The organism is Stenotrophomonas sp. 82F1, from assembly GCF_056861525.1.
The window spans coordinates 408,392-432,802 of sequence record NZ_JBSPUD010000001.1; the positions used below are offsets into that span (position 1 = coordinate 408,392).

The 24,411-nt window shown below is 65.5% G+C and carries 27 protein-coding genes, 5 tRNA genes and 1 riboswitch; of the genes, 22 read left to right on the forward strand and 10 right to left on the reverse strand.

Annotation, left to right across the window (positions count from 1 at the left end; translation table 11 throughout):
- Positions 1-40: 40 nt before the first annotated feature.
- The 8 genes from kdsB (at position 41) to AC13GI_RS01850 (ending at position 6,937) form a co-directional block, all read left to right on the forward strand.
- Positions 41-814, forward strand: coding sequence for a 3-deoxy-manno-octulosonate cytidylyltransferase (gene kdsB, locus AC13GI_RS01815; protein ID WP_482995381.1), 774 nt, complete (start codon positions 41-43; stop codon positions 812-814).
- Positions 811-1,299, forward strand: a complete 489-nt coding sequence (locus tag AC13GI_RS01820; RefSeq protein WP_099820050.1) for a low molecular weight protein-tyrosine-phosphatase — start codon at positions 811-813, stop codon at positions 1,297-1,299. Before kdsB ends, AC13GI_RS01820 begins: the two co-directional genes overlap by 4 nt.
- A complete protein-coding gene (locus AC13GI_RS01825; protein ID WP_482995326.1) occupies positions 1,296-2,708 on the forward strand; it encodes a hypothetical protein in 1,413 nt (470 codons plus the stop codon). The genes AC13GI_RS01820 and AC13GI_RS01825 overlap by 4 nt, the downstream gene beginning before the upstream one ends.
- Complete coding sequence (gene uvrC / locus AC13GI_RS01830) at positions 2,705-4,549, forward strand: excinuclease ABC subunit UvrC (RefSeq protein ID WP_367785452.1); 1,845 nt, start codon at positions 2,705-2,707, stop codon at positions 4,547-4,549. Before AC13GI_RS01825 ends, uvrC begins: the two co-directional genes overlap by 4 nt.
- A gap of 17 nt (positions 4,550-4,566) precedes the next feature.
- Positions 4,567-5,193 carry a CDP-diacylglycerol--glycerol-3-phosphate 3-phosphatidyltransferase gene (gene pgsA / locus AC13GI_RS01835; RefSeq protein WP_099820053.1) on the forward strand — a complete coding sequence of 209 codons (627 nt, stop codon included), beginning with the start codon at positions 4,567-4,569 and terminating at the stop codon, positions 5,191-5,193.
- Between the two features lie 242 nt (positions 5,194-5,435).
- Positions 5,436-5,511: transfer RNA gene (locus AC13GI_RS01840), tRNA-Gly, on the forward strand.
- Between the two features lie 138 nt (positions 5,512-5,649).
- A complete protein-coding gene (locus AC13GI_RS01845; RefSeq protein ID WP_482995327.1) occupies positions 5,650-6,756 on the forward strand; it encodes an NAD(P)/FAD-dependent oxidoreductase in 1,107 nt (368 codons plus the stop codon).
- Between the two features lie 105 nt (positions 6,757-6,861).
- A tRNA-Gly gene (locus AC13GI_RS01850) sits at positions 6,862-6,937 on the forward strand.
- 67 nt (positions 6,938-7,004) lie between these two features.
- On the opposite strand, the gene AC13GI_RS01855 is transcribed toward AC13GI_RS01850, so the two are convergent.
- A complete protein-coding gene (locus AC13GI_RS01855; RefSeq protein ID WP_482995328.1) occupies positions 7,005-7,352 on the reverse strand; it encodes a hypothetical protein in 348 nt (115 codons plus the stop codon).
- Positions 7,353-7,513: 161 nt separating this feature from the next.
- On the opposite strand from AC13GI_RS01855, the gene AC13GI_RS01860 reads away from it, so the two are divergent.
- From AC13GI_RS01860 to AC13GI_RS01875, 4 genes are read left to right on the forward strand one after another with little or no spacing between them, the layout of a single operon-like run.
- Positions 7,514-9,010: an efflux transporter outer membrane subunit gene (locus AC13GI_RS01860; protein ID WP_482995329.1), complete on the forward strand. Its 1,497-nt coding sequence runs from the start codon at positions 7,514-7,516 to the stop codon at positions 9,008-9,010.
- Positions 9,007-10,146, forward strand: coding sequence for an ABC transporter permease (locus AC13GI_RS01865; protein WP_482995330.1), 1,140 nt, complete (start codon positions 9,007-9,009; stop codon positions 10,144-10,146). The genes AC13GI_RS01860 and AC13GI_RS01865 overlap by 4 nt, the downstream gene beginning before the upstream one ends.
- A gap of 10 nt (positions 10,147-10,156) precedes the next feature.
- A complete protein-coding gene (locus tag AC13GI_RS01870; RefSeq protein WP_482995331.1) occupies positions 10,157-10,885 on the forward strand; it encodes an ABC transporter ATP-binding protein in 729 nt (242 codons plus the stop codon).
- The gene (locus AC13GI_RS01875) at positions 10,882-11,793 is read left to right on the forward strand and encodes an HlyD family secretion protein (protein WP_482995332.1); all 912 of its coding nucleotides are present in this window, start codon (positions 10,882-10,884) and stop codon (positions 11,791-11,793) included. Before AC13GI_RS01870 ends, AC13GI_RS01875 begins: the two co-directional genes overlap by 4 nt.
- A 10-nt stretch (positions 11,794-11,803) precedes the next feature.
- On the opposite strand, the gene AC13GI_RS01880 is transcribed toward AC13GI_RS01875, so the two are convergent.
- From AC13GI_RS01880 to AC13GI_RS01890, 3 genes are all read right to left on the reverse strand, one after another.
- The gene (locus AC13GI_RS01880; RefSeq protein ID WP_482995333.1) at positions 11,804-12,247 is read right to left on the reverse strand and encodes a hypothetical protein; all 444 of its coding nucleotides are present in this window, start codon (positions 12,245-12,247) and stop codon (positions 11,804-11,806) included.
- The gene (locus AC13GI_RS01885) at positions 12,248-14,509 is read right to left on the reverse strand and encodes a T6SS immunity protein Tdi1 domain-containing protein (protein ID WP_482995334.1); all 2,262 of its coding nucleotides are present in this window, start codon (positions 14,507-14,509) and stop codon (positions 12,248-12,250) included. It lies immediately after the preceding gene.
- Between the two features lie 177 nt (positions 14,510-14,686).
- Positions 14,687-15,145 (reverse strand): hypothetical protein, encoded by a 459-nt coding sequence (locus tag AC13GI_RS01890; protein ID WP_482995335.1) that lies wholly within the window; start codon positions 15,143-15,145, stop codon positions 14,687-14,689.
- A gap of 74 nt (positions 15,146-15,219) precedes the next feature.
- Here AC13GI_RS01890 and AC13GI_RS01895 point away from each other — a divergent pair.
- The 4 genes from AC13GI_RS01895 to AC13GI_RS01910 all read left to right on the forward strand — a co-directional run bounded on the left by AC13GI_RS01895 (position 15,220) and on the right by AC13GI_RS01910 (position 16,364).
- A tRNA-Gly gene (locus AC13GI_RS01895) sits at positions 15,220-15,295 on the forward strand.
- A 154-nt stretch (positions 15,296-15,449) separates the two neighbouring features.
- A tRNA-Gly gene (locus tag AC13GI_RS01900) sits at positions 15,450-15,525 on the forward strand.
- A 66-nt stretch (positions 15,526-15,591) separates the two neighbouring features.
- Positions 15,592-15,665: transfer RNA gene (locus tag AC13GI_RS01905), tRNA-Cys, on the forward strand.
- Positions 15,666-15,794: 129 nt separating this feature from the next.
- Positions 15,795-16,364, forward strand: coding sequence for a DUF998 domain-containing protein (locus AC13GI_RS01910; RefSeq protein WP_482995336.1), 570 nt, complete (start codon positions 15,795-15,797; stop codon positions 16,362-16,364).
- Positions 16,365-16,410: 46 nt separating this feature from the next.
- Here the strand turns inward: AC13GI_RS01910 and AC13GI_RS01915 are convergent, their stop codons facing one another.
- A complete protein-coding gene (locus tag AC13GI_RS01915; RefSeq protein WP_482995337.1) occupies positions 16,411-17,052 on the reverse strand; it encodes a flavin reductase family protein in 642 nt (213 codons plus the stop codon).
- 105 nt (positions 17,053-17,157) lie between these two features.
- On the opposite strand from AC13GI_RS01915, the gene AC13GI_RS01920 reads away from it, so the two are divergent.
- Positions 17,158-17,862 (forward strand): ArsR/SmtB family transcription factor, encoded by a 705-nt coding sequence (locus tag AC13GI_RS01920; RefSeq protein WP_482995338.1) that lies wholly within the window; start codon positions 17,158-17,160, stop codon positions 17,860-17,862.
- Positions 17,863-17,995: 133 nt separating this feature from the next.
- Positions 17,996-18,265, forward strand: coding sequence for a hypothetical protein (locus tag AC13GI_RS01925; RefSeq protein ID WP_482995339.1), 270 nt, complete (start codon positions 17,996-17,998; stop codon positions 18,263-18,265).
- Between the two features lie 13 nt (positions 18,266-18,278).
- Here AC13GI_RS01925 and AC13GI_RS01930 read toward each other — a convergent pair whose 3' ends face one another.
- A complete protein-coding gene (locus tag AC13GI_RS01930) occupies positions 18,279-19,361 on the reverse strand; it encodes an alpha/beta hydrolase family protein (protein ID WP_482995340.1) in 1,083 nt (360 codons plus the stop codon).
- 261 nt (positions 19,362-19,622) lie between these two features.
- Between AC13GI_RS01930 and AC13GI_RS01935 the strand changes: the two genes are divergently transcribed.
- Positions 19,623-20,138, forward strand: a complete 516-nt coding sequence (locus AC13GI_RS01935; protein WP_346577614.1) for a P-loop nucleotide/nucleoside kinase family protein — start codon at positions 19,623-19,625, stop codon at positions 20,136-20,138.
- A 94-nt stretch (positions 20,139-20,232) separates the two neighbouring features.
- Complete coding sequence (locus AC13GI_RS01940) at positions 20,233-21,066, forward strand: cupin domain-containing protein (protein ID WP_482995341.1); 834 nt, start codon at positions 20,233-20,235, stop codon at positions 21,064-21,066.
- Between the two features lie 3 nt (positions 21,067-21,069).
- On the opposite strand, the gene crcB is transcribed toward AC13GI_RS01940, so the two are convergent.
- A complete protein-coding gene (gene crcB / locus AC13GI_RS01945; RefSeq protein WP_099820067.1) occupies positions 21,070-21,462 on the reverse strand; it encodes a fluoride efflux transporter CrcB in 393 nt (130 codons plus the stop codon).
- Positions 21,463-21,543: 81 nt separating this feature from the next.
- Positions 21,544-21,607: riboswitch (Fluoride riboswitch) on the reverse strand.
- A 22-nt stretch (positions 21,608-21,629) separates the two neighbouring features.
- The gene (locus tag AC13GI_RS01950) at positions 21,630-22,070 is read right to left on the reverse strand and encodes a helix-turn-helix domain-containing protein (RefSeq protein WP_223880016.1); all 441 of its coding nucleotides are present in this window, start codon (positions 22,068-22,070) and stop codon (positions 21,630-21,632) included.
- 78 nt (positions 22,071-22,148) lie between these two features.
- On the opposite strand from AC13GI_RS01950, the gene AC13GI_RS01955 reads away from it, so the two are divergent.
- Both AC13GI_RS01955 and AC13GI_RS01960 read left to right on the forward strand, forming a co-directional pair.
- On the forward strand, positions 22,149-22,358 hold the full coding sequence (locus tag AC13GI_RS01955) for a helix-turn-helix domain-containing protein (RefSeq protein ID WP_099820068.1): 210 nt from the start codon (positions 22,149-22,151) through the stop codon (positions 22,356-22,358).
- Between the two features lie 351 nt (positions 22,359-22,709).
- Positions 22,710-22,946, forward strand: coding sequence for a hypothetical protein (locus tag AC13GI_RS01960; protein WP_025875165.1), 237 nt, complete (start codon positions 22,710-22,712; stop codon positions 22,944-22,946).
- A 1-nt stretch (position 22,947) separates the two neighbouring features.
- On the opposite strand, the gene AC13GI_RS01965 is transcribed toward AC13GI_RS01960, so the two are convergent.
- Together AC13GI_RS01965 and AC13GI_RS01970 are read right to left on the reverse strand one after the other, a co-directional pair.
- Positions 22,948-23,997 (reverse strand): 4Fe-4S dicluster domain-containing protein, encoded by a 1,050-nt coding sequence (locus tag AC13GI_RS01965; protein ID WP_380655479.1) that lies wholly within the window; start codon positions 23,995-23,997, stop codon positions 22,948-22,950.
- On the reverse strand, positions 23,994-24,278 hold the full coding sequence (locus tag AC13GI_RS01970) for a hypothetical protein (RefSeq protein ID WP_089240191.1): 285 nt from the start codon (positions 24,276-24,278) through the stop codon (positions 23,994-23,996). The genes AC13GI_RS01965 and AC13GI_RS01970 overlap by 4 nt, the downstream gene beginning before the upstream one ends.
- Positions 24,279-24,411 lie beyond the last annotated feature (133 nt).

The following is a 24,411-nucleotide window of genomic DNA, read 5'->3' on the forward strand; positions in this document are numbered from 1 at the left end:
CCGCATTCCTGCTGTATCGCGCCTGCCGAGTACCGCCCGCATGACCGAGTTCGTTGTTGCCATCCCGGCCCGCTATGCCGCTTCGCGGCTGCCGGGCAAGCCGCTGCGCCTGCTGGGCGGAGAGCCCATGGTGCTGCATGTGGCCCGCCGCGCGCTGCAGGCCGGCGCGGGTGAGGTCTGGGTCGCGACTGACGACCAGCGCATTGCCGACGCCTTGTCCGGCCTCGGGGAAGTGAAGGTGGCGATGACCGCTGCTTCGCATGCCTCCGGCACCGATCGCCTGGCAGAATGCGCGCGCATCGCTGGCTGGGCTGAGGACACCGTGGTGGTCAACCTGCAGGGCGATGAACCGTTCGCACCGGCTGCCGGCATCCGCGCCGTCGCCGCGGCACTGGTGGAAGGCAGCGCGCCGATGTCGACCCTGGCCACGCCGGTCGAGGATGCACACACGCTGTTTGACCCCAACGTGGTCAAGCTGGTGCGCAACGTGCGCAACGAGGCCATGTACTTCAGCCGTGCGCCGATCGCCTGGCATCGCGACGGCTTCGCCCGCAGTCGCGAGATCCTGCCCGAGGGCCACCAGTGGCTGCGCCACATCGGCATCTATGGCTACCGTGCCGGCTTCCTGCAGCAGTTCGCCTCGATGCCCCCGGGCACGTTGGAACAGGTGGAATCGCTGGAGCAGCTGCGCGTGCTGGAAGCGGGCTATCCGATCGCCGTGGCGATCTCGCCCGAACCTTTCCCGCCGGGCATCGACACCCCTGAAGACCTGCAGCGCGCCGAAACGCTGCTGCAGGCGATGGCCGCGCGATGAAGCTGCTGGTCGTCTGCCTCGGCAACATCTGCCGTTCGCCGATGGCCGAAGGCGCGCTGCGCGCCCGCCTGGATGCCTCGGCGCTGGCGGGGCGGGTGCAGGTCGACTCGGCCGGTACCGGTGACTGGCATGTGGGCCAGCCACCCGACCGGCGAGCCATTGCGTGCGCGGCCGGGCATGGCGTGGACCTGGGCAGCCTGCGCGCGCGGCAGCTGCGGCCGCAGGACTTCGACACCTTCGACTGGATACTGTGCGCCGACGAGGCCAATCTGCGTGATGCCGCGCGCCTTGCCACCGCCGACCAGCGCGAGCGCCTGGCGCTGTACCTGCCGTGGTCGGGCGGGCAGGGCGAACGCGCGATTCCCGATCCCTATACCGGTGGCAGCGATCATTTCGAACAGGTCTGGTCGCTGGTCGACGCCGCTGCCGAACGTACCGTGGCACGCCTGTTGCATCACGCCGACTCCGGCATAATCGGGCCATGAACATCCAGCCCGTCCCGGACCTGCCCGAGTTCGCCGCCTGGCTCAATGCCGCGCCCTGCACCCTGACCGAACTGCGTGGCCGGCCGGTCGCGCTGTTGTTCGTCAACGCGGCTTCAGCGTGGAGCGCGCAACGGCTGGCCGAGTTCAGCCAGTGGCTGTCACGCCACCCCGGCAAGCTGCAACCCCTGGTGCTGCAGGTACCGCGTTTCGATTTCGAGCGTGATGCCACGGCTGCATTGAAACTGCTGCGCCGCCAGGGCCTGACCATGCCGGTGCTGCTCGATGCCGATTGGGATGGCTGGCGCCGCTTCGGCGTCACCGCGTGGCCGACCATGGTCTTGCTGGACGCGCAGGGTCGCGAACAGCAGCGCTTGATCGGCCAGGGCGTGCCCGGCGAGCTGGAGCGGGCCCTGAATGCCCTGTGCGAGGGTGCGCCGTCGGCTCCTTCGCGCGGCGGCAGCGAACTGCACCCCGAGCCGCGCCAGGCGCTGCGATTCCCCATGGGGCTGGCAGTGAACCAGGAACGGCTGTACATCGCCGACAGCGGCCACCACCGCATCCTGGAATGCAGTCACGGCGGCCGCGTGCTGCGCCAGTTCGGCCTGGGCACCGCCGACTTCATGGACGGCAACCTCGCCGAAGCTGCTTTCCACCGGCCGCAGGCGCTGGCGCTGGAGCGCGAGTCGCTGTACGTGGCCGACACCGGCAACCACGCCGTGCGCCGCATCAACCTGCTGACCGGCCTGGTCGACACGCTGTGCGGCAACGGTCGTCCGGGCGCTCCCGAGGAAGGGCCGGTGGCGCAGCCACGACAGGTGTCGCTGGATCATCCGGTCGGCCTGGCCATCGCCGAAAACCAGCTGCACATCGCCATGGCCGGCGACAACCGCATCTGGAGCTATCACCTCGGCCAGCGCAGCCTGCAGTGGCGTGCCGGCAGTGGCGCCATCGACGAGCGCGACGGCAGTGGCCACCTGGCCGCGTTTGCCCAGCCCACCGCCGTGGCCGTGGTCCAGCAGGTGCTGTACGTCGCCGACGCACTGGGTTCATCGATCCGTTCGCTGCAGCTGCGCGGCGATCTGGTGCAGACCCTGGTCGGGCAGGGCACCTGGCGCTTTGGCGAAGACGATGGCCCGCGCGCGCAGGCCAGCCTGCAGTTCCCGCAGGCGATCGCGCTGAGCCCGGATGCGCCGTTGCTGTGGATCGCCGATACCGGCAATGGCCGCCTGCGCACGTTGCGCCTAGGCGGCGGCGAACTGACCACCCAGCCCTTGCCGCGGCGCCTGCACGGCCCGGCCGGCCTGGCCGTCGGTGCCGGTGCCGTATGGATCGCCGAAACAGATTCGCACACCGTACTGCGTCTGGACCCTGACAGCGGCGTGCTCAGCGAAGTGCCGATCAGCGAATGACCGTTGTTCCCGTCCCGTCCTTCGATGGCAAGGCATTCGCGGCCCAGCTGAGTACCGCCCCGGGCGTGTACCGCATGTACGCGGCCGACGACACGCTGTTGTACGTCGGCAAGGCCCGCGCGCTGCGCAACCGCGTGGGCAGTTACTTCAATGGCAGTCCGAAGAACGCGCGCATCATGTCGATGCTCTCGCAGATCGTGCGCATGGACGTGACCGTGACGCGCTCGGAAGCCGAAGCGCTGCTGCTGGAAAACCAGCTGATCAAATCACTGTCGCCGCGCTACAACGTGTCCCTGCGCGACGACAAGACCTATCCGCATGTGCTGCTGACCCGCGAGGACTGGCCGCGCATCGCCCTGCATCGTGGCCCGCGCGCCATTCCCGGGCGCTATTTCGGACCGTATCCCGGCGTCACCGCGGTGCGCGAAACGCTGAACCTGATGCACAAGCTGTTCAAGCTGCGCAGCTGCGAAGACAGCGTGTTCCGCAACCGCTCGCGGCCCTGCCTGCAGTATCAGATCGGACGCTGCAGCGCGCCGTGCGTGGAGCTGGTGCCAGCGGCGGACTACGCCGAGTCGGTGCGCCGCGCGGCGATGTTCCTGGAGGGCAAGAGCGATGAGCTGACCCGGGAGCTGGGAGAGCAGATGCAGGCCGCCAGCGAGGCGCTGGAATTCGAGCAGGCCGCGCGCCTGCGCGATCTGATCACCTCGTTGCGCAGCATGCAGACCCGCCAGTACGTGGACGGCCGCGCGGCCGACCTGGACGTGCTGGCGGTGGCCATGCAGGGCTCGCAGGCCTGCGTGATGCTGCTGGCCTTCCGTGACGGCCGCAACCTGGGCACCCGACCGTTCTTTCCCCGCACCAACGGCGAGGAAAGCGCGGACGAAGTGCTGGCGGCCTTTGTCTCGCAGTACTACATCGAATTCGAGCCACCGCGCGAGATCCTGCTCGACCGCGAAATTCCCGATGCCGATCTGATCGGTTCGGCGCTGTCGGCCTCGGCCGAGCGCAAGGTGCAGCTGAAGTGGAACGTCCGTGGCGAGCGCGCCGGCTACCTGGAACTGGCCAGCCGCAACGCGCAGTTGACCCTGGCAACCGAGATCAACAGCCGCACCGCGCAGCACGCGCGCAGCGAAGCGCTGCGGGTGATGCTGGGGCTGGCCGAACCGGTGAAGCGGGTGGAGTGCTTCGACATCAGCCACACCATGGGCGAAGCCACCGTGGCCTCGTGCGTGGTGTTCGATGCTGCCGGCCCGGTGCGCGCGCAGTACCGCCGTTTCAACATCAGTGGCATCGAGCCGGGCGATGATTACGCGGCGATGCGCCAGGCCATCGACCGCCGCTTCCGCCGCGCGGTGGAAGAGCAGGGCGTGCTGCCTGACGTGCTGCTGATCGACGGTGGCGCTGGCCAGCTGGCGCAGGCGCAGGCGGCGTTGGCCGATCTGGGCGTGGAAGGCGTGCTGCTGGTGGGTGTGGCCAAGGGCGTGGAACGCCGTGCCGGCCACGAAGCCCTGGTGATGCCCGATGGCCGCGAACTGCGCCCGGGTGCGGCCGATCCCGCCCTGCAGTTCATCCAGCAGGTGCGCGATGAAGCGCACCGCTTTGCCATCACCGGCCATCGCGGACGCCGGCAGAAGGCGCGGATGACCAGCAAACTGGAAGATATCCCCGGCATCGGGCCGCGCCGGCGCGCCAGCCTGCTGAAGCATTTCGGTGGCCTGGTCGGCCTGAAAGCGGCCGGAGAAGCGGAAATCGCCAAGGTGGAAGGCATCAATGACGCCCTCGCCGCGCGCATCTACGCTAACCTGCACGGGTTGGCCGCGCCTGATCCGGCCGAGTAGAGAGAGAATAAAGCAGCATGACGTTGACCCTGCCCACCTGGCTGACCCTGTTGCGGATCGTGATGATCCCGGTGCTGGTGCTGGTGTTCTACCTGCCCTACACCTGGACCAACTTCGCATCGGCGGCGATCTTCGGCCTGGCCGCGATCACCGACTGGCTTGATGGCTGGATCGCGCGTCGATACGGCCTGGAATCGGCGTTCGGCGCCTTCCTCGACCCGGTCGCGGACAAGCTGATGGTGGCGGTGGCGCTGTTCCTGATCGTGCAGGGTCATCCGACACCGTGGATGGCGTTCTGGGCGGCGGTGATCGTCGGCCGCGAGATCGCGGTGTCGGCACTGCGCGAGTGGATGGCCGAACTCGGCCAGCGTGCCAAGGTACGCGTGGCGATGATCGGCAAGGTCAAGACCACCGCGCAGATGGTCGCGCTGCTGTGCCTGCTGTATTCAGTGGCACCCAACGTGCCGGTCAACGACATCTGGATGGGCCCGCCGGTATTCCATATCGGCGACTGGACCCTGGCCATTGCCGCCGTGCTGACCCTGTGGTCGGGCCTGCAGTACCTGCACGCCGCCTGGCCGAGCCTGCGTGATGATGAGCGCGCTGCGCGCGAGCGTGCGCGGCAGAAGAAGCTGGGTAACTGAGCACCGGGGTCGGAGCACCGGGGTCGGATCCCTTTCCGCAGGAAAGGGCTCTGACCCCATCGCCGCCCGCATCCACGCATGGCGTGGATCTACTGAAGCGTCCATCCACGCGCGGATCTACCGATTTGTGGGGGCGTGGAGTAGATCCACGCCATGAGTGGATACGCGGTGCAAGGCGCCTCGCTGACCCCGAAAAAAGCGCTTGACGCCATTTCCAGAATAGGTAAAATTTCGCCTCCCAAGCGGGAATAGCTCAGTTGGTAGAGCGCAACCTTGCCAAGGTTGAGGTCGCGAGTTCGAGTCTCGTTTCCCGCTCCAGATTCAAGAAGAACGCTCCCGCAAGGGGGCGTTTTTCGTTTGCGTCCAGCGCGCTTCATATCCACTTCACCGCCACTCCATCGCCTCACCACGCGCACTCGCGAAGCTGCATCTCCCTTCTCAAGTGGTGATGCCGCGATGCCTCACACTCCCACCGCCAACGACTACGACGTGATCATCGTCGGCGCCAGTTTTGCAGGTGCTGCCTGTGCACTCGCCGCCGCCCAGTACGGCCTTCGCGTCTGCGTGCTCGAACGCAAGGCCGACCCCGGCGAGCGCCTGCATACCACCGGCATCGTGGTGAAGGAAGCGATGGAACAGACCTGGCTGGGGCGCATGCCCGAACAGCTGGTGCAGCGCGTGGCGCGCGTGCGCCTGTACGCACCGAACCTGCGCAATGTGTTGCTGGCCGCACCGGGCTACTACTTCCTCACCACCGATACACCGAACCTGATGCGCTGGCTGGCCAGCGAGCTGCGTGCCAGTGGCGTGGACCTGCGGCTGCAGCAGTCGTTCACCGGGGCCTGCCGCGACGGCGACGCATGGCAGGTTGAAGGGGTGGGGCGCACCGGCTATCTGGTCGGCGCTGACGGCGCGCGTTCACGCGTCGCGCTGCGCACCGGCCTGGGCCAGGTGCGCGACAACCTGTACGGCGTCGAGCGCGAGTTTGCCGGCGTGCAGCTGCCGGAAGGCGACGCCTTGCACTGCTTTGTCAGCCGCCGCTTCGCACCCGGCTACATCGGCTGGGCGGCGCAGAATCCCACCGGTGTGCAGGTGGGGCTGGCCCTGCGCCACGATTCCGCCCATGCCCGCCCGCCGGATATCGAGGGTTTCCTTGAACACGTGCGCGACGTGGTGGGTCTTCCGCGTGCGGCCGAGGCTGCCGGCACCCGCGCGGGGCTGGTGCCGTGCGGGTTGCCGGATGGCCCGATCACCGCGCCCGGCGTGATCCTTACCGGTGATGCGGCGGGTGTAGTTTCGCCGCTGTCGGCAGGCGGCATCCACTCGTCATGGCGGCACGGCTGGGCGGTCGGCGATGCCATGGGCCTGCACCGGCGTGGCAAGGGACCCGCCGCCGAGCAGGTGGCACGGCAGGCGGCGCCCACTTTTCACCGCAAGCGCGTGCTGCGCTGGGCCATGGACCACCTGCAGCGGGACTGGCCGGTCGACGCCCTGCTACGTACCGGCCCGGTGCGCCGGCTGGCCGAACAGATCTACTTCCACCGACGGGGCGTTCGGGCGTGATCCGGAAGCTGAACGCTGGCCGGTAAAAGGGCTGCAGAATCCTGTTGACGCCGTGCAGCAATATCGACACAATAGCGCTCCTTCGACGCAGGTCGAACGGAATCTGCGGGAATAGCTCAGTTGGTAGAGCGCAACCTTGCCAAGGTTGAGGTCGCGAGTTCGAGTCTCGTTTCCCGCTCCAGATTCAAGAAGAACGCTCCCGCAAGGGGGCGTTTTTCGTTTGCGCGCCGCGCTGCAGGTGCAGCCTGCTAGCGCGGAACGCCCCGGCTAGCGCTGCACCAGGTACGCACGTCCGCACGGTCGAAGCCGGCGCAGGCGTTCTTCCGCGGGATGTACAGATAGGGCGCGTCGGCCTGGTAGGTGAAGTGGTAGTAGTAGGTGCGGTCCTGGCCATACAGCCAGTAGTTCGACGAGCCGTCACTGATCACGTACGGCTCGAAGGAAAAAATCGACGACTGCGCGGGAATGAAGTTGCTGCGGTCCATCAGCAGCATGGCCGCGTTCGACGCCAGCGGCGTGGCCAGGCAGATCACCATCGCGCCCACGGTAAGCACGGCCATGAAGATGCCGAGCGCGCGGCGGGAGCTGGATTTCAAGCGTGTTGCCTGCCGGTAGGAGCGTTCAGGCCAATGTGCCGCAGCGCCCCCGAACAGTCCAGCGTTCAGTTTGGCGGCGCCCATGAAAGGCTGGGGAAAGGCCGAGGGTTCGCAATGCAGGCACCGCATACGCGCTGTAACGCAGCTCCGACTGATTCTCCATGTCCACTCCACAATCGCGGCGTAGCCTCCCCGGCTTCTCTCTCCACGAAGGTGGGCGGGTGGCCAATCGTTTCACTTCCCCTGCAGTGTCCGCTCAAAGGTATGTCGCCGTGCCGCGCAGGGTGTTGCGTAGCGGGGTGCTGCTGGCCAGCGTGATGCTGGCCGGCTGCATGTCGGTGCCGGTTCCTGACCTGCCCGATCGCACTCCAGTGGTCTGGAATCAACCGGCCCCTGGGCAGGGCGTGGCGGTCGATGCGCGCCAGTGGTGGAAGGTGTTGGCCGATGCGCGCTTGAACGCACTGGTGGAAGAGGCCATCGCCGGCAATCTGGACCTGCAGCAGGCCACCCTGCGGCTGCAGGCGGTACGGCTTGTGTCTGGCACCGCCGATGCGCGCTTCCGTCCGGAGATAACGGCCAGTGCCAAGCAGGTACAGGACGCCGCCGCGGTCGACACCTACTTCCACGCCGGTGTCGAAGCGATCTGGGATCTTGGCCTGTTTGGCGCAGCGGAAAGTGCCCGGCTGAGCGCGCAGGCGGCCAACGGAAATGCAGAAGCACTGCGCGATGCCGCGCAGGTGGCGGTCATCGCTGATGTGGTGCGCAGCTATCTGGATCTTTCCGTCGCGCAGGCGCAGTCGGATCTGTTGCGCAAGCAACAGGCCGTTGACGCACGCGGCGAGCAACTGGGGCTGGTGCGGCAGCGCCTGCATCTGGACGAGCCTGGCGAACTGGATCGCCTGCGTGCGCGGCAGGCGGCCACACGCGCTGCCATTGCACAGGCGGATGAAAATGCAGGCAACGCCGCGCGCGCGCTGGCGCTGCTGCTGGGGCGCGATGGGCCGGATCCGGCCTGGAATGCCTACCGCACGCCGCCGCAGTTGAGCGCCTTCACCCTGCAGCAGGTCCCGGCCGATCTGCTACGCCATCGCCCGCAGATCCTGCTGGCCGAGGCCGATGTACTGCAGGCCACCGCCGAAAAGGGCAGCGCACGCGCGGCGATGTTCCCGAAACTGAGCCTGGGCGGCTCCATCCTGTACGCCTACAACCTCACCCAGAACGCACGCTCCAACTCCGATTCCAGCCCGTCGATCGGTCCCTACATCGACATTCCGCTGTGGGATTGGGGCCAGCGCCGCGCGCGCTACCAGTCCGACGACAAGCAGCTGGATGCGGCATTGCTGGGCTATCGCAAGGCCGTACTGCAAGGCGTGGCTGAAGTGGAAGGCGCATTGGGCAGCCTGGGCCGCCAGGACAGCAGCATCCAGTCGCTGCAGGTGGCCGACGAAACTGCCCGGCAGCAGGTCGCGCGACAGGCCCGGCAGGTGCAGCTTGGCCTCTCCAGTGAGTTCGACGGGCTTGAAAGCCAGCGTGCGGCATTGTCCGCGCAGGCCGATCTGATCGGCGCGCAGGGTGCGCGCGTGCTCGCCTTCGCGTCGCTGTACCGCGCCGTGGGCGGCGCACCTTTGCCGGTCGAGCCAGAAGGCGACGCGCAATGATCGCGCTTGCCCGCAAAACGCTGGTTTACGAGTGGCGCCGGTTCCTGCCGGTGGTGCTGGCCATGTGTTTCGCCGGTGTCCTGCTGATCGTGCAGGCGGCACTGGTGCTGGGCATCTTCGGCACCGCTGCGATCTACGTGAAGGCATCGACCGCCGATGTCTGGGCTGGTTTTGCCGGCACGCAGAGCGTGAACTACGGCCATGCGATCAGCGCGGATGTCGAGAGCCGGCTGCGCATGGACCCGGATGTCACCCGCGTCGAGCCCTACGAATGGGTCGATGGCGAGTGGCGCTCCAGCGCGCAGGGTACCGGCAACGTGTCGGTGTATCTGTCCGGCATCTCCACGGCGAACGACGCGATGATGTTCTCGCGCATCCTGCCGCCTGGGCTGCGTGCACAGTTGCGCGAACCCGGTGCGGTGATCGTCGACAGCGCTGACCTGGACACCCTGGGCGTTGATCTGCGCAGCAACCAGGCCTGGATCAACGGCAAGGCCGTGCGTGTGGTCGCCGCACAACCCGGCCTACGTGGTCTTGGCGGCGTCAACGTGCTGGCGTCACTGGACACCGCGCGTGCCATCGCCGGAACCGACCCGCATGAAGGCAGCACCTATTTCGTGGCGGGCACGCGATCACCGGAGCTGGCCGGTCGCGTTCGCGATCGCCTCAGCGCTTCGACAGGCCGCGCCACACCCGTCGAATTCTGGACAGCACCGGAGTTTGCCAGCCGCTCGCAGCAGTACTGGCTGTTCGACACCGGTGCCGGTATCGCGGTGCTGTTCATGGCCGTCATCGTCTGCTTCGTCGGCGCGGTGATCACCAACCAGTCGTTCGCGGCGGTGGTGGCCGGTTCGGTACGTGAGTACGCCACGCTCAACGCGCTCGGAGCAGGCCGTTATGCGCTGGCCCGTGTGGTGTTCGAACAGGCCGTGCTGATCGGCGGCGTCGGCATGCTGCTGGCCGCCGCCTTCAGCACGGTGGTGCTGTTGGCGGCGCAGACCCAGCGCGTGCCGGTACAGCTCACGCCGATGGTGGTTCTCGGCTGCGTGGCGCTGGTCGCGGTGATGGCCATGCTGTCGAGCATCATGGCGGTGCGCAGCGTCGTCCGCTCCGATCCATCGTTGCTGTTGCGTTGAAGGGCGACCGATGACGAACACCTCCATCACTTCCCCGACGCTGCGTGCCGACGCACTGGAAAAGGGCTTCGTGTCCGGCGATGTGCACGTTCCCGTGCTGCGCGGCCTGTCGCTGGACATCTATCCCGGCGAACTGACCCTGGTGTCGGGTCCCTCAGGCTGCGGCAAGAGCACGCTGCTGTCGCTGATGTCCGGGCTCTCAACGCCCGACGGCGGTCGCGTGCATGCGCTGGGCCAGGACGTCAGCCATATGACCCGCAGTGAGGTGGAGCGCTTCCGCCTGCATCATGTTGGTTTCGTGTTCCAGGGCTTCAATCTGTTTCCGGCGCTGACCGCGTTGGAGCAGGTGCAGCTGCCCTTGGGCTATCGCGGCATGCGCAACCGTGACAGCGAGCCTTTGGCACGGCAGGCGCTGGACGAGGTCGGCCTCTCGCACCGCAGCCACATGCGCCCGGCGCAGTTGTCCGGCGGTGAGAAGCAGCGCGTAGCGGTTGCCCGTGCGTTCGCCAAGTCACCCACGCTGATCTTCGCCGATGAGCCCACCAGCGCATTGGATGCCGAGAACGGCCAGCGCGTGATCGACATCCTGCACCGTTATGCACGCGCACATCAGGCCACGGTGCTGTGCGTAAGCCACGACCCACGCCTGATCCGCCATGCGGATCGGGTGATCGCCATGGAAGACGGCACGGTCCGCGATGACCGCCGCCAGAACGAAACCGCAGAGCCCAGCCGATGACCAGATTGCCGCCGTTGTTTTCCCTCAGCATCTCCTTGGGCGCGGCATTGCTGCTGGGCGCCTGCAGCAGGGACGCACCTGCGCCCGTGCGGCCGGCGGCGACCACGCCCGCTACGGCGGACAAGGTAGCCGTAGCCCGCGGCATCATCGATGTGGAAGGCGGGCTGATTACACTGGTTCCAGCGATGGATGGTTCGGTCAGCACCGCGCCGGTGAAGGAAGGGGCGGCGGTCCGCAAGGGTGATGTCCTGCTCACCTTGGACGGCGCGCTGCTTGAACAGGAAGTGGGGATGGCCAACGCCGATCTCGCGCTGGCTACCGACCGGCTGAAGGGCACCCAGGCGCAACTGCGCGAGTTGGAGCGCAACGCCACCCGCTTGGCCACTGGCGCCAGCGAGGGCGTGTCTTCCAACCAGCAGGCCGACGCGGCAAAGCAGCAGCTGGCTGGCGTTCGCGCTGATGTCGATGTGGCGGGCGCGCAGGTCGAGATGGCCCAGCACAAGCTGGAGCACGCCAGGCTCAAGCTGCGGCAGATGTCGTTGACTGCGCCGGATGCCGGCACCGTGATCGGCCAGGTGCCGGGCGTCGGTGCATTCGTGCAGGCCGGCAAGCCGGCGATGTCATTGCTGCCGGCGCGGCCGCTGCAGGTGCGCGCCGAACTGAGCGCGGCCTATGCCGATGCAGTGCAGGTGGGCATGCGCGCGACGGTGGTGATCGATAGCGATGGCACCGAGGGCAAGCCGCTGCCGGTGGCACGCGTGGTCCGCATCAGCCCGGTGTTCGCGCCGGCGCGGTTGCCGGAGGATGCAGGGCGTGGCGTGGCCAAGGTGGTGGAGTGCGTGCTGGAGTTCGAGAGTGCGGCAAAGGCGCGCGTCGGCCAGCACGTGCGGGTGGAGTTCCGGAAGTAGGGCTGCTGGGTCAGCCGCTGAGCCAGCTTCGCAGGCGCGGCCAGACCGAGGCCGGGACAATCACGAGCAGCGCCAGCAGGTGAATGGCGGCAACGGCCAGCAGCCAGTTGAGGTGCACGTCGCGCACGGGGGATTGATGCATGGCGGCCATGCCCCACAGAGCGGTCCATCCCAACCACGGAAAGACGCCGATCAGCATCCGCAGCCACAGGCGGTGGAACCGCCATGGCTTTGCGATCAGCCCAAACACTGCGATCTCCACAAGGACGATCAGAGCGAACGTGATGACTGACGCTGTGGGGTAGGGCAGAGTGCCGGACTCGATGTGACGCAGCCGCCAGTGGTCTGGCTGGAAACCGGCGTGGATGAGCGCGCAGAAGAGCAGCAGCCACACAAGAAATGCGAGCAGCCAGAAGGTTCGGTACGGGGCGGGCTGGCGGAGAGAGGGCTTCATCTATCTGGTCAGGTAACCCTGTTGCGTCCAATAGTCCATCGCGAAGGCATCTTCATCCGCAAAGCAGGGCGCTTCACCGTCGAGCAGGGTAGCGTTGGTGCGACGCATTTCCCGAGCGCCTAGCTTGAACAGTCGCAAAGCGGCGGCCAAGCCAGGCCCGCCAACAGGATCGATCTGGGCCGGCGCCTCATCCGCGTCCTGGTCGGCCTTGTGGCGGATACGGACGCGTTCCTTGCCGTCCATGCACGTCTCAATGTCGTAGTAATAGCTTTCGATAACGCGGGACCCGTTGGGCTGATGCATTTCCTGGGACAGGCGAAGTATCGGCTCTTCAATGACTGGAGCAGTCTTCTGCTGGCGAAACGCAGCATGACAGCGGCCGACCCAGAACCCGCACCGATCCTCATCGTCGTAGTCATCGTAGGGTTGGCAGATAGCCAACGCGAGTAGATTGCGGATTTCCTCCGGCGAAATGATCTGCGGTGTCCAATGGCGACTGGACGTTCCTTCCTGGAGGAATCGCCAGCCCTCGAGGATCAGCGCAACATGGGGTGGTTGGATTTCATTCGCTTCGACTTGCCTCCATTCCGCCTTGTTCTGACTCGTATCGTTGCAGACGTATTTCCAGAGGCCCCAGGTCTCCCGAGGTCGGCGGCCCATGAGGCGATCAATCACTCCGACGTCGGTCTCAACGCGCTCCATTACGAAGCGGGCGCCAATTCTCTGTGACAGATCCTCCATCTGCACGATGTAGGCAGCAGCTTCCGGATGCCCGGTGTCCGCCTGCACGTAAAGTGAAATGCCGCTGCGAATGAACTGATAGTCACGAGTGTCCATCGGCAGCATGTCTTCGCCACACACTCTCAGGAAGTTCTCTGGGCTGACATTGGCATCACCAAACAAGTTGAGTGTGCACAGCAGGGGATCTGCCACTGACAGGCCCTCCCTCCGGATGACGCCTTTCCCTGATTCCAGCCTTTCGAGTATCGCTTCCGCACTCAGCGACCAACGACTGTCTGGATGAGGGTCCTCTCTGAACAGACAGTCCGCCTCGATGAGCTGCGCCAGTTCATCGCCATCCATGGCTTCGACATCGTCGATCCTGCGCAGGAACTGAATCGGGCCATCAAGCTCCACGGAATAGTCGGTTTGGATGAATAGCGCGGCCTCGGTACTTCCTACAACATGCAGGCGTCCGTGGTTGTAGTCGCCCCAGAACAATTCATGGACACGGAGATTTCTGCCGACTCGGATTTCCTGTCCGCCGACGATGGCATTGGTGGTCGTCAGGTCACCCGACACAATCAGTCCACATGCGCCGTCGGTCTCCAGGCTATGAACGTGTCGGGCTATCGTCATGTTGCCGCGAACGAAGATGAACCATACATGCTCGCCAATGTTTTCATTCCGCCATGGAGCCAGCGGGTCGTCCAGGTCCAACGTGTCGAGTATCAGGTCGCCATCGGCGAAGAGGACCACTTCATCCTGCTTCTCGGCAGGTTGCCGCCCGCAGCGGTAATTCGAGTCCTCAGGTATTTCATCAGCAATGTCCGCGTAGCGAACAATCTGGAATGGGCATTCCGGAGAAAGTCGCGTGGCGATCTGATGCGGAGTCGGTACCGATGATCGTCGTGTTACCGGGGAGAGTTCCCCATTCGGGTCTTCGCGGACGAGTTGGAAGTCGGCGAGTTGGGCAAGTATTGAAAAATGAACCGGCGCGTTCACCGCCTGCAGAGAGTCAAGGTGCGCAATGCCGCCCAGTCCCAGTGCAGGAAAGAATCCAAAGCACTGCCCGACGCCCAAGGGCCCATGCTTCAGAGTGGCAGCGTCGAACAATGGCTGGCCGTCATGGCTGATGAGGTCCAGCATGTCGTCGGGGAGTCGGAACGGAGAGGTCGCGCCTTGTCCGGTATCGCATGATGAGGATGGCCCCTCAGTCAACTGTTTGCAAAGGATCGTACCGTTCAAGAGGTCGATCTGACCTGCGCCGTGCAGCCCATGGACGAAGTAGATGGTACCGAACGCGGAGTACGCATAAGCATGCGTGTCGGAAGGAGCAAGATCAACGTTATGCGCGAGGATCTGGTCCATCACCATCGCGAGATCCTGGGGATGGCATAGCTGGATTCGTCCATTTCTGAAGATGGATCGCCCACGCCGGATCAGCAGGCTCCGGAGAGTGGTCGGCAGTACCTCATCAAGCGCTTCGATCTCCGCGCAGTTGAGTAAGATCGATGCGACGTGGTTGTTCGACTGCTGCATGGACGGTCCTGGATCGGAAAGAGATCAGGGCGCGGCATGGTCAACAGGAACATGGCCGACGCCAGATGCTCGGGTCGCATACTGTCCGTTATTCATTCGCCATAGGGCCATGCAACTATTCTGAAAAAACTGCCATGACCGGTTCGCCTTCTTGATCGGAGCGTCTCGCTCATCAACTCAGCGCGAACCTCCATGCTTGCTGGCTGTTGGCCTCCCGTACGCTCGCCACGCGCTGACCAGCGACACCACGCACAGCGCCAGCAACAATCCCACGTCCAGAAGCAGCAGCCACAGCAGGTGCATTCCCTGTACCGGTGGCTGGTGCATCATCGATGCCAGCCAAGGGAAGGTCCACGCCAGCAGCAACACGCAGGCGATCAACAGTCGCAACCACAAGCGACCGAACTTCCAGGGGCGCACGATCAGCGCAGCGATCACCAGCTCGACCGTACTCAACAGCGCGAACACGACAACGCTGCTGGTCGGGTAGGGCAGGGTTCCGCCTTCGAAGTGCCGCAACATCCAGTAGTCCGGCGTGAAGCCGGCATTGACCAATGCGGCGATCACCGCCAACCAGGTGAGGGCGACAAGGATCCAGAACAGGCGAGCGTAGCGAGGTCTCGTGGGCGGGTTCATCGGGTAGGCGGGCTGTTGACGGCGTGAAGGAATTTCGACACAATAGCGCTCCTTCGACGCAGGTCGGAGAATCTGCGGGAATAGCTCAGTTGGTAGAGCGCAACCTTGCCAAGGTTGAGGTCGCGAGTTCGAGTCTCGTTTCCCGCTCCAGATTGCACAGGGCCCCGGTTGGGGCCTTGTTTTTCTCCCGCCACGGCAAGGCGGGGCACGTTGAGCCACAAGGCTTTGCGCGCAGTCAGAAAAGTGAAAACTGTTGTGAAATGGCTGGTGTGTGTCCCGGGCTTCCGGTACCATGACGGCTTATGCGGGAATAGCTCAGTTGGTAGAGCGCAACCTTGCCAAGGTTGAGGTCGCGAGTTCGAGTCTCGTTTCCCGCTCCATGTTCCGACAGGCCCCATCGCGGGGTTTTGTCATGTCAGGGGCGTCGTTCCTGATCGCAGTACGTTGGCCTCATGGCAGAGTGGCTATGCACCGGATTGCAAATCCGTTTACAGCGGTTCGATTCCGCTTGAGGCCTCCAATTGAAAAGCCCTGATTTCGATCAGGGCTTTTTCTTTGCGCGGAACCTGGCACCCGCAGGCTGTACCAAAATGCACATGCGACCCGGCGGGGGCGGCTGCTAACGTCGCCGCACTTCTCTTCAGCAGTGGTGGCCGCAGTGCGAAACCTGGCGATCCAGCAGGCCGTGTATGTACCCTTCGGCGCCATGCTGGCGTTGATCGCTTTTGCTTTCACCGTGCCCGGCTACCACTCGCTCTCGCAGCACCTCAGCGAGCTTGGCCTGCTGCCGGGGCTGCAAGCCAAGGCGGTACAGGTCGGCCCGATGGTCAGTGGCTCGGCCATCCTCCTCTTCAGCCTCGCGTTGCTGGCGCAGAGTCGACGTTTCGCGCTCACTGCGCTCACCTCCACCCTGTTCGGGGTGTCCATGGTCAGCAATGGCGTCTTCACCATCGGCAGCCCCATGCATGGCCTCTATGCCATCGGCATCTTCTCGATCCTCACCCCGCTGCTGTTCCTGGCAGAGCTGGGCCCGCAGGCGTCCACGCGGATGGCATGGTTTGCGCGCGTCAGTTCGCTGCTGGGCATGGCCTATCTGTGGCTGATGATGTCCGGCTTCGATCCGGAGCCCTATCGCGGCCTCACCCAGCGCCTTGCGCTGCTGCCGGCGTTCGGCTGGTACACCCTCGCGGCGCTGGAGCTGCGTCGATTCCGCGGTTGAGCCAAGCGCTTCCTGCAGCAAGCGCTGGCAGTCTGCGGCCAGACATTCAAGCCGCCGCTGGCGCCGGGTCGTCAGCACGGAAATTGCGCGACACCGGCGTCGTCGTGCCCACATAGTGGCGGAACAGGTAGATCAGCGGTGCCCAGCGCTGCACGTCGATGTGCTGGGTACCTGCAATGGTGATCGCCTCGTGTGCATGCACCCGGCAGATCCGTCCCTCGACGATCATGAAGCCCTGATCCTGCGTTCCGCTGGGTCGATGCGAGGCAAGCAGTACCACCTCCACCTGCAGCGGGCATTCGGCGATCGCCGGCGGTGCCACCAGCAGCGAGTCGACGCGGCTGAAGCCGCCCAGTGCGAATTTGTCACGCACATGCACATAACCCATATCACGCTTCGAATCCGGCACAGGGGTGCGCGCAGTGGCGCGGGCGATGGCTTCAACCTGCGTCGCCTGCGTGGCATCTGCGAAGTTCAGCACGCATTCGCCGCGTGCCAGAAGATTGCTGCAACCCTGGCCCTGTTCGCCGATGCCGAGCACCACGCGGTCGCCCAACGCCCAGAATGACGAAAGCGGGCTGATGTTCGCGCTGCCGTCTTCATTCAGCGTGGTCATCAGCACCACCGGCGTTCCCGGATAGAGCACGGAGGGAGTGATACAGCGGCGTTGGATGTCTTCCGGTGGCATGCTTGAACTCGTGGGTTGCGGGCGATCACTGTGCCCTGTGCAACGGCGCGGACGCTTCGATCCAGGTCGAACAATGAGTGGCAGGCGGCATGCCACACTGTGGCCATGGTCCAGACCTCCCGCTCTTTCATCAATGTCGGCACCTTGGTCGGTGACCACGCACGCGCGGCCATGCTGTTGACGTTGATGGATGGCCGCGCGCACACGGCATCCGAGCTGGCTGGCGTGGCCGGCATCTCGCCACAGACGGCAAGCAGTCATCTACGGCGGTTGCTCGACGGCGGCATCCTGGTCGTGGCGGTGCAGGGGCGTCACCGTTATCACCGTCTGGCTTCGACCGAAGTCGCCGACATGCTGGAAGGCATCCTGCGTTTCAGCGATCAACTGCCACAGCGCTCTCCGCGAGCCGTAAGGGTCGATGGCGGCTTCCGCCGGGCGCGTACCTGCTATCAGCACCTGGCTGGTGAATACGCCGTCGCCATCTCCGACCATCTGCTGGGCACCGGGGCGATCACCGCATCAGCAGACCACTGGCAGCTGACGGCTCATGGCGCCGACGTCCTGCGCGCCGTGGGCGAGCCGCTGGCAGAGCTGATCGAGCGATCACCGCGGGTGAGGCCCGAGCGCTACTGCCGCGGCTGCCTGGACTGTACCGAGCGTCGTCCGCACATGGCCGGCATGGTCGGCGAAGCCATGCTGCAGAGTTTCCTGCTGAACCACTGGCTGCACCGCCTCGAGGGGCGGCGCGAACTGCGGGTCACGCCAGCCGGGCAGGCAGCGTTCCGCAGGTTGTTCGACGTGGGCGCCTGAGACCCGCCACGCGCCCCTGTCAGTCTCAGCCGGCCACGACATGGCGACGGGGTATGGTCGAGTTCTGGTCTTCGGGAGCAGCAATGGCAGGCAAGGACATGAGGGGCTGCATGCATGATGCAGCTGGCGGGCAATGAGCAGATCCACCGCAGATGTGCGCTGGCTTACATTCCGGCTGAAGAACGGGCAGTCCATCGGCCCCGATCAACTTAAGGACGGCTGGGTCCTCGCCTCGGAGAACCGTCATTGTGACGTGCGCCGCGAACGCATCGAGGGCGCAGGCGTGGTCTATGCGCTGTATGGCCCGCCGGATCTTCCGTCGCCCCGCCGCGCCGAGCTGCGCATGCGCGACTTCCTCATGCGCTCCGGCTATACCTTCACCATGGGTACGCTGGGGCACTGATCCGGTTGGGCATTCAGCGGGCAACCGCTGCTGCCTTGAGCGCCTCGACTACCTGTGAATCGGTAAAGCCACAATGGCCTTCGCCAACCGGCGGCAGCACCCGCGGTAATGGTGTTGCGCCTGCGCGTTTGGCCAGGTGCGGGTACACCGTCTGCATGCGCGGCACGATGCTCGGGTCATCGTTGTTGAACTGGATCACCAGCGGTCGCTTGACTGTGCCGGTCAACGCCAGCTTTTCGCGCACATATCGCTGTGCCGGCGCAGCAGGTGCCAGCCGCTGCACGCCCGCGTTGAACGCCTTGTCGTCACCGAATCCACGATAGACCGTCGTCAGGTTGCCGACCGGCATGCCGCCGGCGCGCGTGGCCAGTTCGTGCAGGATCATCGCGTGCAGGCTGATCGTGCCCGGCAATGCCTCCACACTTACCTGCAGCCGTGTCGCCAGTTGCGCGGCCACGGCGGGCCGGGTCTGTAGCGCGGCAGCGATGCCTTGATAAAGCGCCATCTGTGGCAGTGCTGCAGCGTCCGCCGATGCCAGGCCCTGGCGGGGCAGCCCTTCGGCCTCGGGGAAGAAATAATCGAACGCCACCAGTGTAGTCAGCAGGTCGCTGGCCAATTGTTCGCCGGGCAGGTTGGCGCCGCACAGCGATACGCCACCGCTGTAGCGCTGCGGCAGGCGTTCGAGAGTGGCGATGGCCACCGCACCGCCCATCGAGAAACCGAGTATCCAGGTGCGACGCACGTCCTTCAATTCGGACAGGGCGTGCACGCGCAGGCGCTCCATGTCGTCGATTGCATCGGCCACGGCCCAGCCCTGGCTGGCATAGGCGCTCTGCGCAACGGCGTAGCCGGCTGCAAGCAGGCCGGCGGTGCTGTCGTTGGCTGGCATCGGCGATTGCCGCGGCGCGCCAACCGGCTCGTAGCCATGCGCCAGCATCACCAGTTCACCGTTCCAGCCGGCGGACACATCCAGGCGCCAGCGTGCACCCTGCAGCTCGCCGCTGGAGGTGTGCGGTGGGGCTGTGGGTGCGGCGGACAGCGGGGTGTGTGGCAGCAGCAGGGCCACGGCCAGGGCGAGTCGAAAACGTGGACGCATCGTGACCTTCCTTGCAGGGCGTGTGGCGAGGATAGGGCTGGATAGTGCAAGGGGCGCGCTGCACCGCATCAGTGGCTTGCCCAGGCGCCTGATCTGACGCTAGTCTCGGGGAATGGTGACCCAGCGCATTCCGGCGATTATCCGAATTCCCCACGGGAAGGCGGGTTAGCGCGCGGCTGTTCCAGCCATGCAACCCGCCCGGGAGGGCGGGCTGCCACCGTTCCCGGGCGATCGACGTTCCTTCGCCCTCGGAGATGGCACATGCAGCTACTTCCCACCAGTACACACGATTGCCCGGCCACCCTGCACCTGGTATGCGGCAAGATCGGAGCAGGCAAATCCACGCTGTCCCGGCAGTTGTCGATGCAGCCGCGGACTGCACTGATCTGCGAAGACACCTGGCTGGCGGCACTCTATCCCGGCCAGATCACGTCCGTGGCCGACTACCTGCGGAACGCGGCGGCGTTGCGCGGCATTCTTGCCGACCACGTCTGCTGCCTGCTGCAGGCGGGGGTGTCGGTAGTGCTCGACTTTCCCTCCAATACCCCCGCCAGCCGCGCATGGGCACGGCAGATATTCGTTCGCGCCGGCGCGGCGCATCGGCTGCACTTCCTGGACGTCCCTGATGAGGTCTGCAAGGCGAGGCTGCACGCGCGCAATGCTGCTGGCGCGCATCCATTCCAGGCCACGGAGGCCGAGTTCGAGCGGATTACCCGCCATTTCGTTGCTCCTGCCGAGGAAGAAGGATTCGACGTGATCCACCATCCCGGAGGATGAGCCCTTGTTCCGGCTTGGGCCGCCGTGCCGGTAGGTCTTGAATCCGATACGATCTGGCGTATCTGCCTCCCTTCGTTTGACCTGGAGTCCCGCCATGGCCGATCGTCTCGCCATCCTGCTCGAACGCTTCGCGGTCACCGCCTCGGTGTTCCATGCCGGCGCGCTGTGTGGCATCAACAGCCTTGAAGGAGAGGGCGAGGCCGGCCAGTTGCATCTGGTGCGGCGCGGTCCGTTGCAGGTCAGTCATGGGGCGCAGACGATGCAGGTCGACGTTCCCAGCCTGCTGCTGTATCCGCGCCCGCTGCCGCATCGCTTCCACACCGATCCCCAGCTCGGCGCCGACATGGCCTGCGCCAACCTCCACTTCGAGGGCGGCAGGCTCAACCCGATCAGTGCGGCGCTGCCCGACTTCATCTGCCTGCCGTTGACCGAGCTGTACGGTGGCCATGCCGCGCTGGAGCTGCTGTTCGAAGAGGCATTCGAGCAGCGCTGCGGTCGCACGGTGATGGTCAACCGCCTGTTCGAGGTGGTGATGATCCAGGTGCTGCGGCAGTTGATGGAGGGCGGCGAGATGCGCGGCGGCCTGTTCGCCGGGCTTGGCCATCCGCGGCTGCGGTTGGCGCTGGTGGCGATGCATGAGGCACCGGCGCAGGCGTGGACACTGGAAGATCTGGCCGACGTTGCTGGCATGTCGCGCAGCGTGTTCGCCGCCAGTTTCCGCGAGGCCATGGGAACCACCCCCGGGCATTACCTGCAGGGGTGGCGGGTAGGCCTGGCGCAGCAGGCGCTGCGCCAGGGGCGACCGTTGAAACGGATCGCCGACGAGGTCGGCTATGGCAGCGAGGCGGCGTTGTCGCGCGCGTTCAAGGCGCACACCGGGCAATCGCCACGGCAGTGGCGCGGGCAGGCGCGCGTTGCCGCGAGCTGAGTGTCACCCCAGCGCGAGCCGGGTCAGCTTCATGCCGGCGAACAGCCCGGCCAGGCCAAGGGCGACCGAGCCCCCCGCGTAGAGTGCGGCCAGCCCATGCTGGCCCCGCTGCAGCAGCAGGCCGGTTTCCAGCGAGAAGGTGGAGAAGGTGGTATAGCCGCCAAGAATGCCGGTGGCCAGCAGCAGGCGCAGTTGCGGTGACGCGCCATTGCGCAGGGCAAATGCCTCCACCACCACGCCCATCAGCAAGGCACCGCTGATGTTGACCAGGAACGTCGACCACGGCCAGGAACTGCCGACGGCGACGCGGGTGCCGATCAGGTTGCAGGCGTGGCGCAGGCAGGCGCCGACACCGCCGCCCAGGAATACCAGCACATAGTTGTTCAACGTCTGCATTGCTTGCCTCGCGTGCGTGTTCGCAGGTTCGACGGCGTACGCAATGGCGGGCAATACCTGCCATCGACGAACGCCGGGTTCGTCGCAGCAGGAGCCATCAGCCATCTCAGGCGGTTATCGGGGGAGCCCCATCCCCATCGACGGCCATGCTACCAGCCCGCGATGGGTCAGGGCAGGGCCGTCATCACCACGCGTGCGACCTTGCCGCGGCTGACGCCCTCCATCAGCAGGTCATGGGCCATCAGCCCCAGCGTGGCCTCGCGGCGGTAGCCGACTTCCAGGCCTCGCTCGGCAAGGATGTGGGCGACCAGCTCATAGGCCGCTTGCCAGACATCCAGATGGGCTTCGCTGGGCATGTGCATGTAGGCCGTGCCGCGTTCGCCGACGCCCCGTCCCAACGGGCCGAACAGCAGCTCGCGCGGGTCCAGCTTCACCGCATCGGCGATGCGGAACAGCTGTTCGGCTTTCACGTGGTTGGCCTTGACGTGGTCGTTGAGCCAGTTGCTGACCGTTGCCGTCGTCGTTTCGGCGGCACGCGCCAGGTCGGCCGGGCGTGCATGCCCGGCGTCCTTCATGGCGACCGCGAGTCGTTGTCCAAGAGTATTCATCTATGCAAGCCAGCTTAACGCGTGGAATCGAAAGAGGCCTTGGCGCAAGAATAAGTTTGATGATGAAAGGGATCGAAAATGGACGAATTCTGGAGCAAGCGGCAGGTCCGCATGCGGCTGGGCTTTTCCACCGACGCAGAGCTCGCCAAGCTCTTTGGAATCAGCAGATCCGCTGTCTCGCAATGGCCCAGAGGCTTTCCCATCCCGCCGCTGAGGCGCTACATCCTGCAACAGCGTTACCCTGCGTTGTTCCCGATGGATCAGGGGCCAAGCGATGAAACGGCATGAGATGCGTCTAGGCCTGTCGCAGACAGACCGCTAAGATCAATGTGCTAAGCATGCTTAGCAAGATAGGCAGAATCGATCGCCACGCTCGCAGCGACGGCCTGATCTGTGATGGGTACCCGGCTTCGCTGGCGGGCGGTGTCGACATCGGCACGGAGATTCCCGATCTCCTTCGTGACCGTCCTTCATGAACGATTAATAATTTCAATCGCGAAAGTCGCGTCTTGTAATTGACGTGTCGTGAAATCTATGACTAATTGGCATCAACCGGTTGTGAAGGCCGGGAGTCTTTCAGTAGCTCGCAAGTGAATCGGTCGACCGTCAACGATGCAGAACAAGTCCAACGGAGGTCGTATGGAATACGGCATGCATGGCTTGGCTGAACGGGTACGCCGCGAACTGGAAGCCAGTTATCACAAACACGGATGCGGTCCGGCGTTCTGGGATACCTACCAGCAGGTGCTTGACCGTCTGGTTCCGCAGGGGACCGGGCGGACCGATGTCACCAACGAAATGGCGCTGATCATCGAGCAACTGGGCATCGTCCGTCGTGCCCAGCTGGTACCGCCGCGCCCGGGCGACCCGGGCTGACTCAGAGCAGGCGCCAGGCGCCACAGGCCAGCAGGGCCAGCAGCATCGATGCCAAGGCGGTGGTGCGGGGGCGCCACCACCGACGTGGCTGGCCGGCCATCACCTGCGGGCTGCAATAGCTGATCAGGCCGGGCCCGAAGCCCGCCTGCTGCTGTTGCCGGGTGCACGCTTGCAGACAGGCGCCACAGGCCAGGCAGTCGGCCTGTGGGCCATGGCGGATGTCCAGCTGCATCGGGCAGGCGCTTACGCAGGCCATGCAATCGATGCAGTCGCCCAGGCGATCTGCACTGAAGGTCGGCATCGGTCCGGCCAGCAGTGGATGTGCGGCACGGAAAACGTAGTCATGCGCGGTGGTCGGGTCGAGCAGCCCACGACCGCGGCCGAGCACGCCCCCCAATGCCGGCGGGCGCGCACCGCGCGGTTCACCACGGCGCGGGTCATACAGCATGCGCGGGGTGTGCGGGTCGGTCAGCAACGGTTGCATGCGCGCGAATGGACAGAGCGATCGGCACACCTGTTCGCGCAGGAACCCGGCGTTGCCCCAGGTGGCGGCGGCATAGAACAGCACCCAGAAGGTCTCCCAGCCGCTCCAGCCGCCATCGAATGCGCCGGCGACCAGTTCGCGGATCGGACTGAAGAATCCCACGAAGGTGATCCCGGTCCAAAGCGACAGCAGCAGCCAGGCCAGCTGGGTGGCCGGTCGCGCCAGCTGCGCAGGCAGGGCGCGGGACAGTGCCTGCGCGATCCCGTCGAAGGCCCGTGTCCACAGCGTCTGCGGGCAGGCATGTCCGCACCACACGCGACCGGCCAGATGGGTGAGCAGGGCCAGGCCCACCGCCATCACCGCCAGCAGGCCCAGCAGCACGCCGACGTCATCCGGCCACAGGGTCCACGCGAACAGGTCGAAGCGGCGTGCGTCGAGGTCCAGCAGCAGGGCCTGCCGGCCATCCCACTGCAGCCACGGCAGCGCATGGAACAGGACCAGCAGCGCAAGGCCCAGGGGGCGGCGCCAATGCCACGGGCGCGGTGGCGGCGAAGCGATGATGCTCATCCCAGCGGCAGCTCCTCGTCCTCGTCGTTCGGCATCGGCCGCAGCAGGTAGCCGGTCACCGCGCTGGAAAGTGCGGTGACGGCCCAGAACATGAAGAACCCTGCGGTGTAGCCCAGCTCACGGCTGATGGCCGTACCCGGGAAGCTGATCGCCTGCAGCCGCAGTGGATCGACGAACGCAAAGAACACCACGCAGGCCAGGCCGGCGGCGATGAAGCTGGGCCACAGGACTGCGCCCCAATGCTGGATCAGCCGCTGGCGGCTGGAAGACGGTGTGTTCATGCGGGTTCGGGTCGAAGAAGAGGGCGGCGCGTATACTTCGCCGTGGTTGGCGCAGCATCCGCAGGGCATGCTTCCTGCAAGCGTGTCAGCCTAGGTGCGCCGCAGTGCGCTGACATTGATCTGGATCAACAGT

Excerpts from the sequence above, each read along its gene's own strand:
- AC13GI_RS01940 (WP_482995341.1), top strand. The coding sequence starts at position 20,233 with ATGGCCGATCGTCTCGCCATCCTGCTCGAACGCTTCGCGGTCACCGCC.
- AC13GI_RS01925 (WP_482995339.1), top strand. The coding sequence starts at position 17,996 with ATGAGCAGATCCACCGCAGATGTGCGCTGGCTTACATTCCGGCTGAAG.
- AC13GI_RS01915 (WP_482995337.1), bottom strand. The coding sequence starts at position 17,052 with ATGCCACCGGAAGACATCCAACGCCGCTGTATCACTCCCTCCGTGCTC.
- AC13GI_RS01825 (WP_482995326.1), top strand. The coding sequence starts at position 1,296 with ATGAACATCCAGCCCGTCCCGGACCTGCCCGAGTTCGCCGCCTGGCTC.
- AC13GI_RS01865 (WP_482995330.1), top strand. The coding sequence starts at position 9,007 with ATGATCGCGCTTGCCCGCAAAACGCTGGTTTACGAGTGGCGCCGGTTC.
- uvrC (WP_367785452.1), top strand. The coding sequence starts at position 2,705 with ATGACCGTTGTTCCCGTCCCGTCCTTCGATGGCAAGGCATTCGCGGCC.
- AC13GI_RS01845 (WP_482995327.1), top strand. The coding sequence starts at position 5,650 with ATGCCTCACACTCCCACCGCCAACGACTACGACGTGATCATCGTCGGC.
- AC13GI_RS01935 (WP_346577614.1), top strand. The coding sequence starts at position 19,623 with ATGCAGCTACTTCCCACCAGTACACACGATTGCCCGGCCACCCTGCAC.
- pgsA (WP_099820053.1), top strand. The coding sequence starts at position 4,567 with ATGACGTTGACCCTGCCCACCTGGCTGACCCTGTTGCGGATCGTGATG.
- AC13GI_RS01960 (WP_025875165.1), top strand. The coding sequence starts at position 22,710 with ATGGAATACGGCATGCATGGCTTGGCTGAACGGGTACGCCGCGAACTG.
- kdsB (WP_482995381.1), top strand. The coding sequence starts at position 41 with ATGACCGAGTTCGTTGTTGCCATCCCGGCCCGCTATGCCGCTTCGCGG.
- AC13GI_RS01920 (WP_482995338.1), top strand. The coding sequence starts at position 17,158 with ATGGTCCAGACCTCCCGCTCTTTCATCAATGTCGGCACCTTGGTCGGT.
- AC13GI_RS01860 (WP_482995329.1), top strand. The coding sequence starts at position 7,514 with ATGTCCACTCCACAATCGCGGCGTAGCCTCCCCGGCTTCTCTCTCCAC.
- crcB (WP_099820067.1), bottom strand. The coding sequence starts at position 21,462 with ATGCAGACGTTGAACAACTATGTGCTGGTATTCCTGGGCGGCGGTGTC.
- AC13GI_RS01965 (WP_380655479.1), bottom strand. The coding sequence starts at position 23,997 with ATGAGCATCATCGCTTCGCCGCCACCGCGCCCGTGGCATTGGCGCCGC.
- AC13GI_RS01820 (WP_099820050.1), top strand. The coding sequence starts at position 811 with ATGAAGCTGCTGGTCGTCTGCCTCGGCAACATCTGCCGTTCGCCGATG.
- AC13GI_RS01955 (WP_099820068.1), top strand. The coding sequence starts at position 22,149 with ATGGACGAATTCTGGAGCAAGCGGCAGGTCCGCATGCGGCTGGGCTTT.
- AC13GI_RS01970 (WP_089240191.1), bottom strand. The coding sequence starts at position 24,278 with ATGAACACACCGTCTTCCAGCCGCCAGCGGCTGATCCAGCATTGGGGC.
- AC13GI_RS01870 (WP_482995331.1), top strand. The coding sequence starts at position 10,157 with ATGACGAACACCTCCATCACTTCCCCGACGCTGCGTGCCGACGCACTG.
- AC13GI_RS01880 (WP_482995333.1), bottom strand. The coding sequence starts at position 12,247 with ATGAAGCCCTCTCTCCGCCAGCCCGCCCCGTACCGAACCTTCTGGCTG.
- AC13GI_RS01885 (WP_482995334.1), bottom strand. The coding sequence starts at position 14,509 with ATGCAGCAGTCGAACAACCACGTCGCATCGATCTTACTCAACTGCGCG.
- AC13GI_RS01890 (WP_482995335.1), bottom strand. The coding sequence starts at position 15,145 with ATGAACCCGCCCACGAGACCTCGCTACGCTCGCCTGTTCTGGATCCTT.
- AC13GI_RS01930 (WP_482995340.1), bottom strand. The coding sequence starts at position 19,361 with ATGCGTCCACGTTTTCGACTCGCCCTGGCCGTGGCCCTGCTGCTGCCA.
- AC13GI_RS01875 (WP_482995332.1), top strand. The coding sequence starts at position 10,882 with ATGACCAGATTGCCGCCGTTGTTTTCCCTCAGCATCTCCTTGGGCGCG.
- AC13GI_RS01950 (WP_223880016.1), bottom strand. The coding sequence starts at position 22,070 with ATGAATACTCTTGGACAACGACTCGCGGTCGCCATGAAGGACGCCGGG.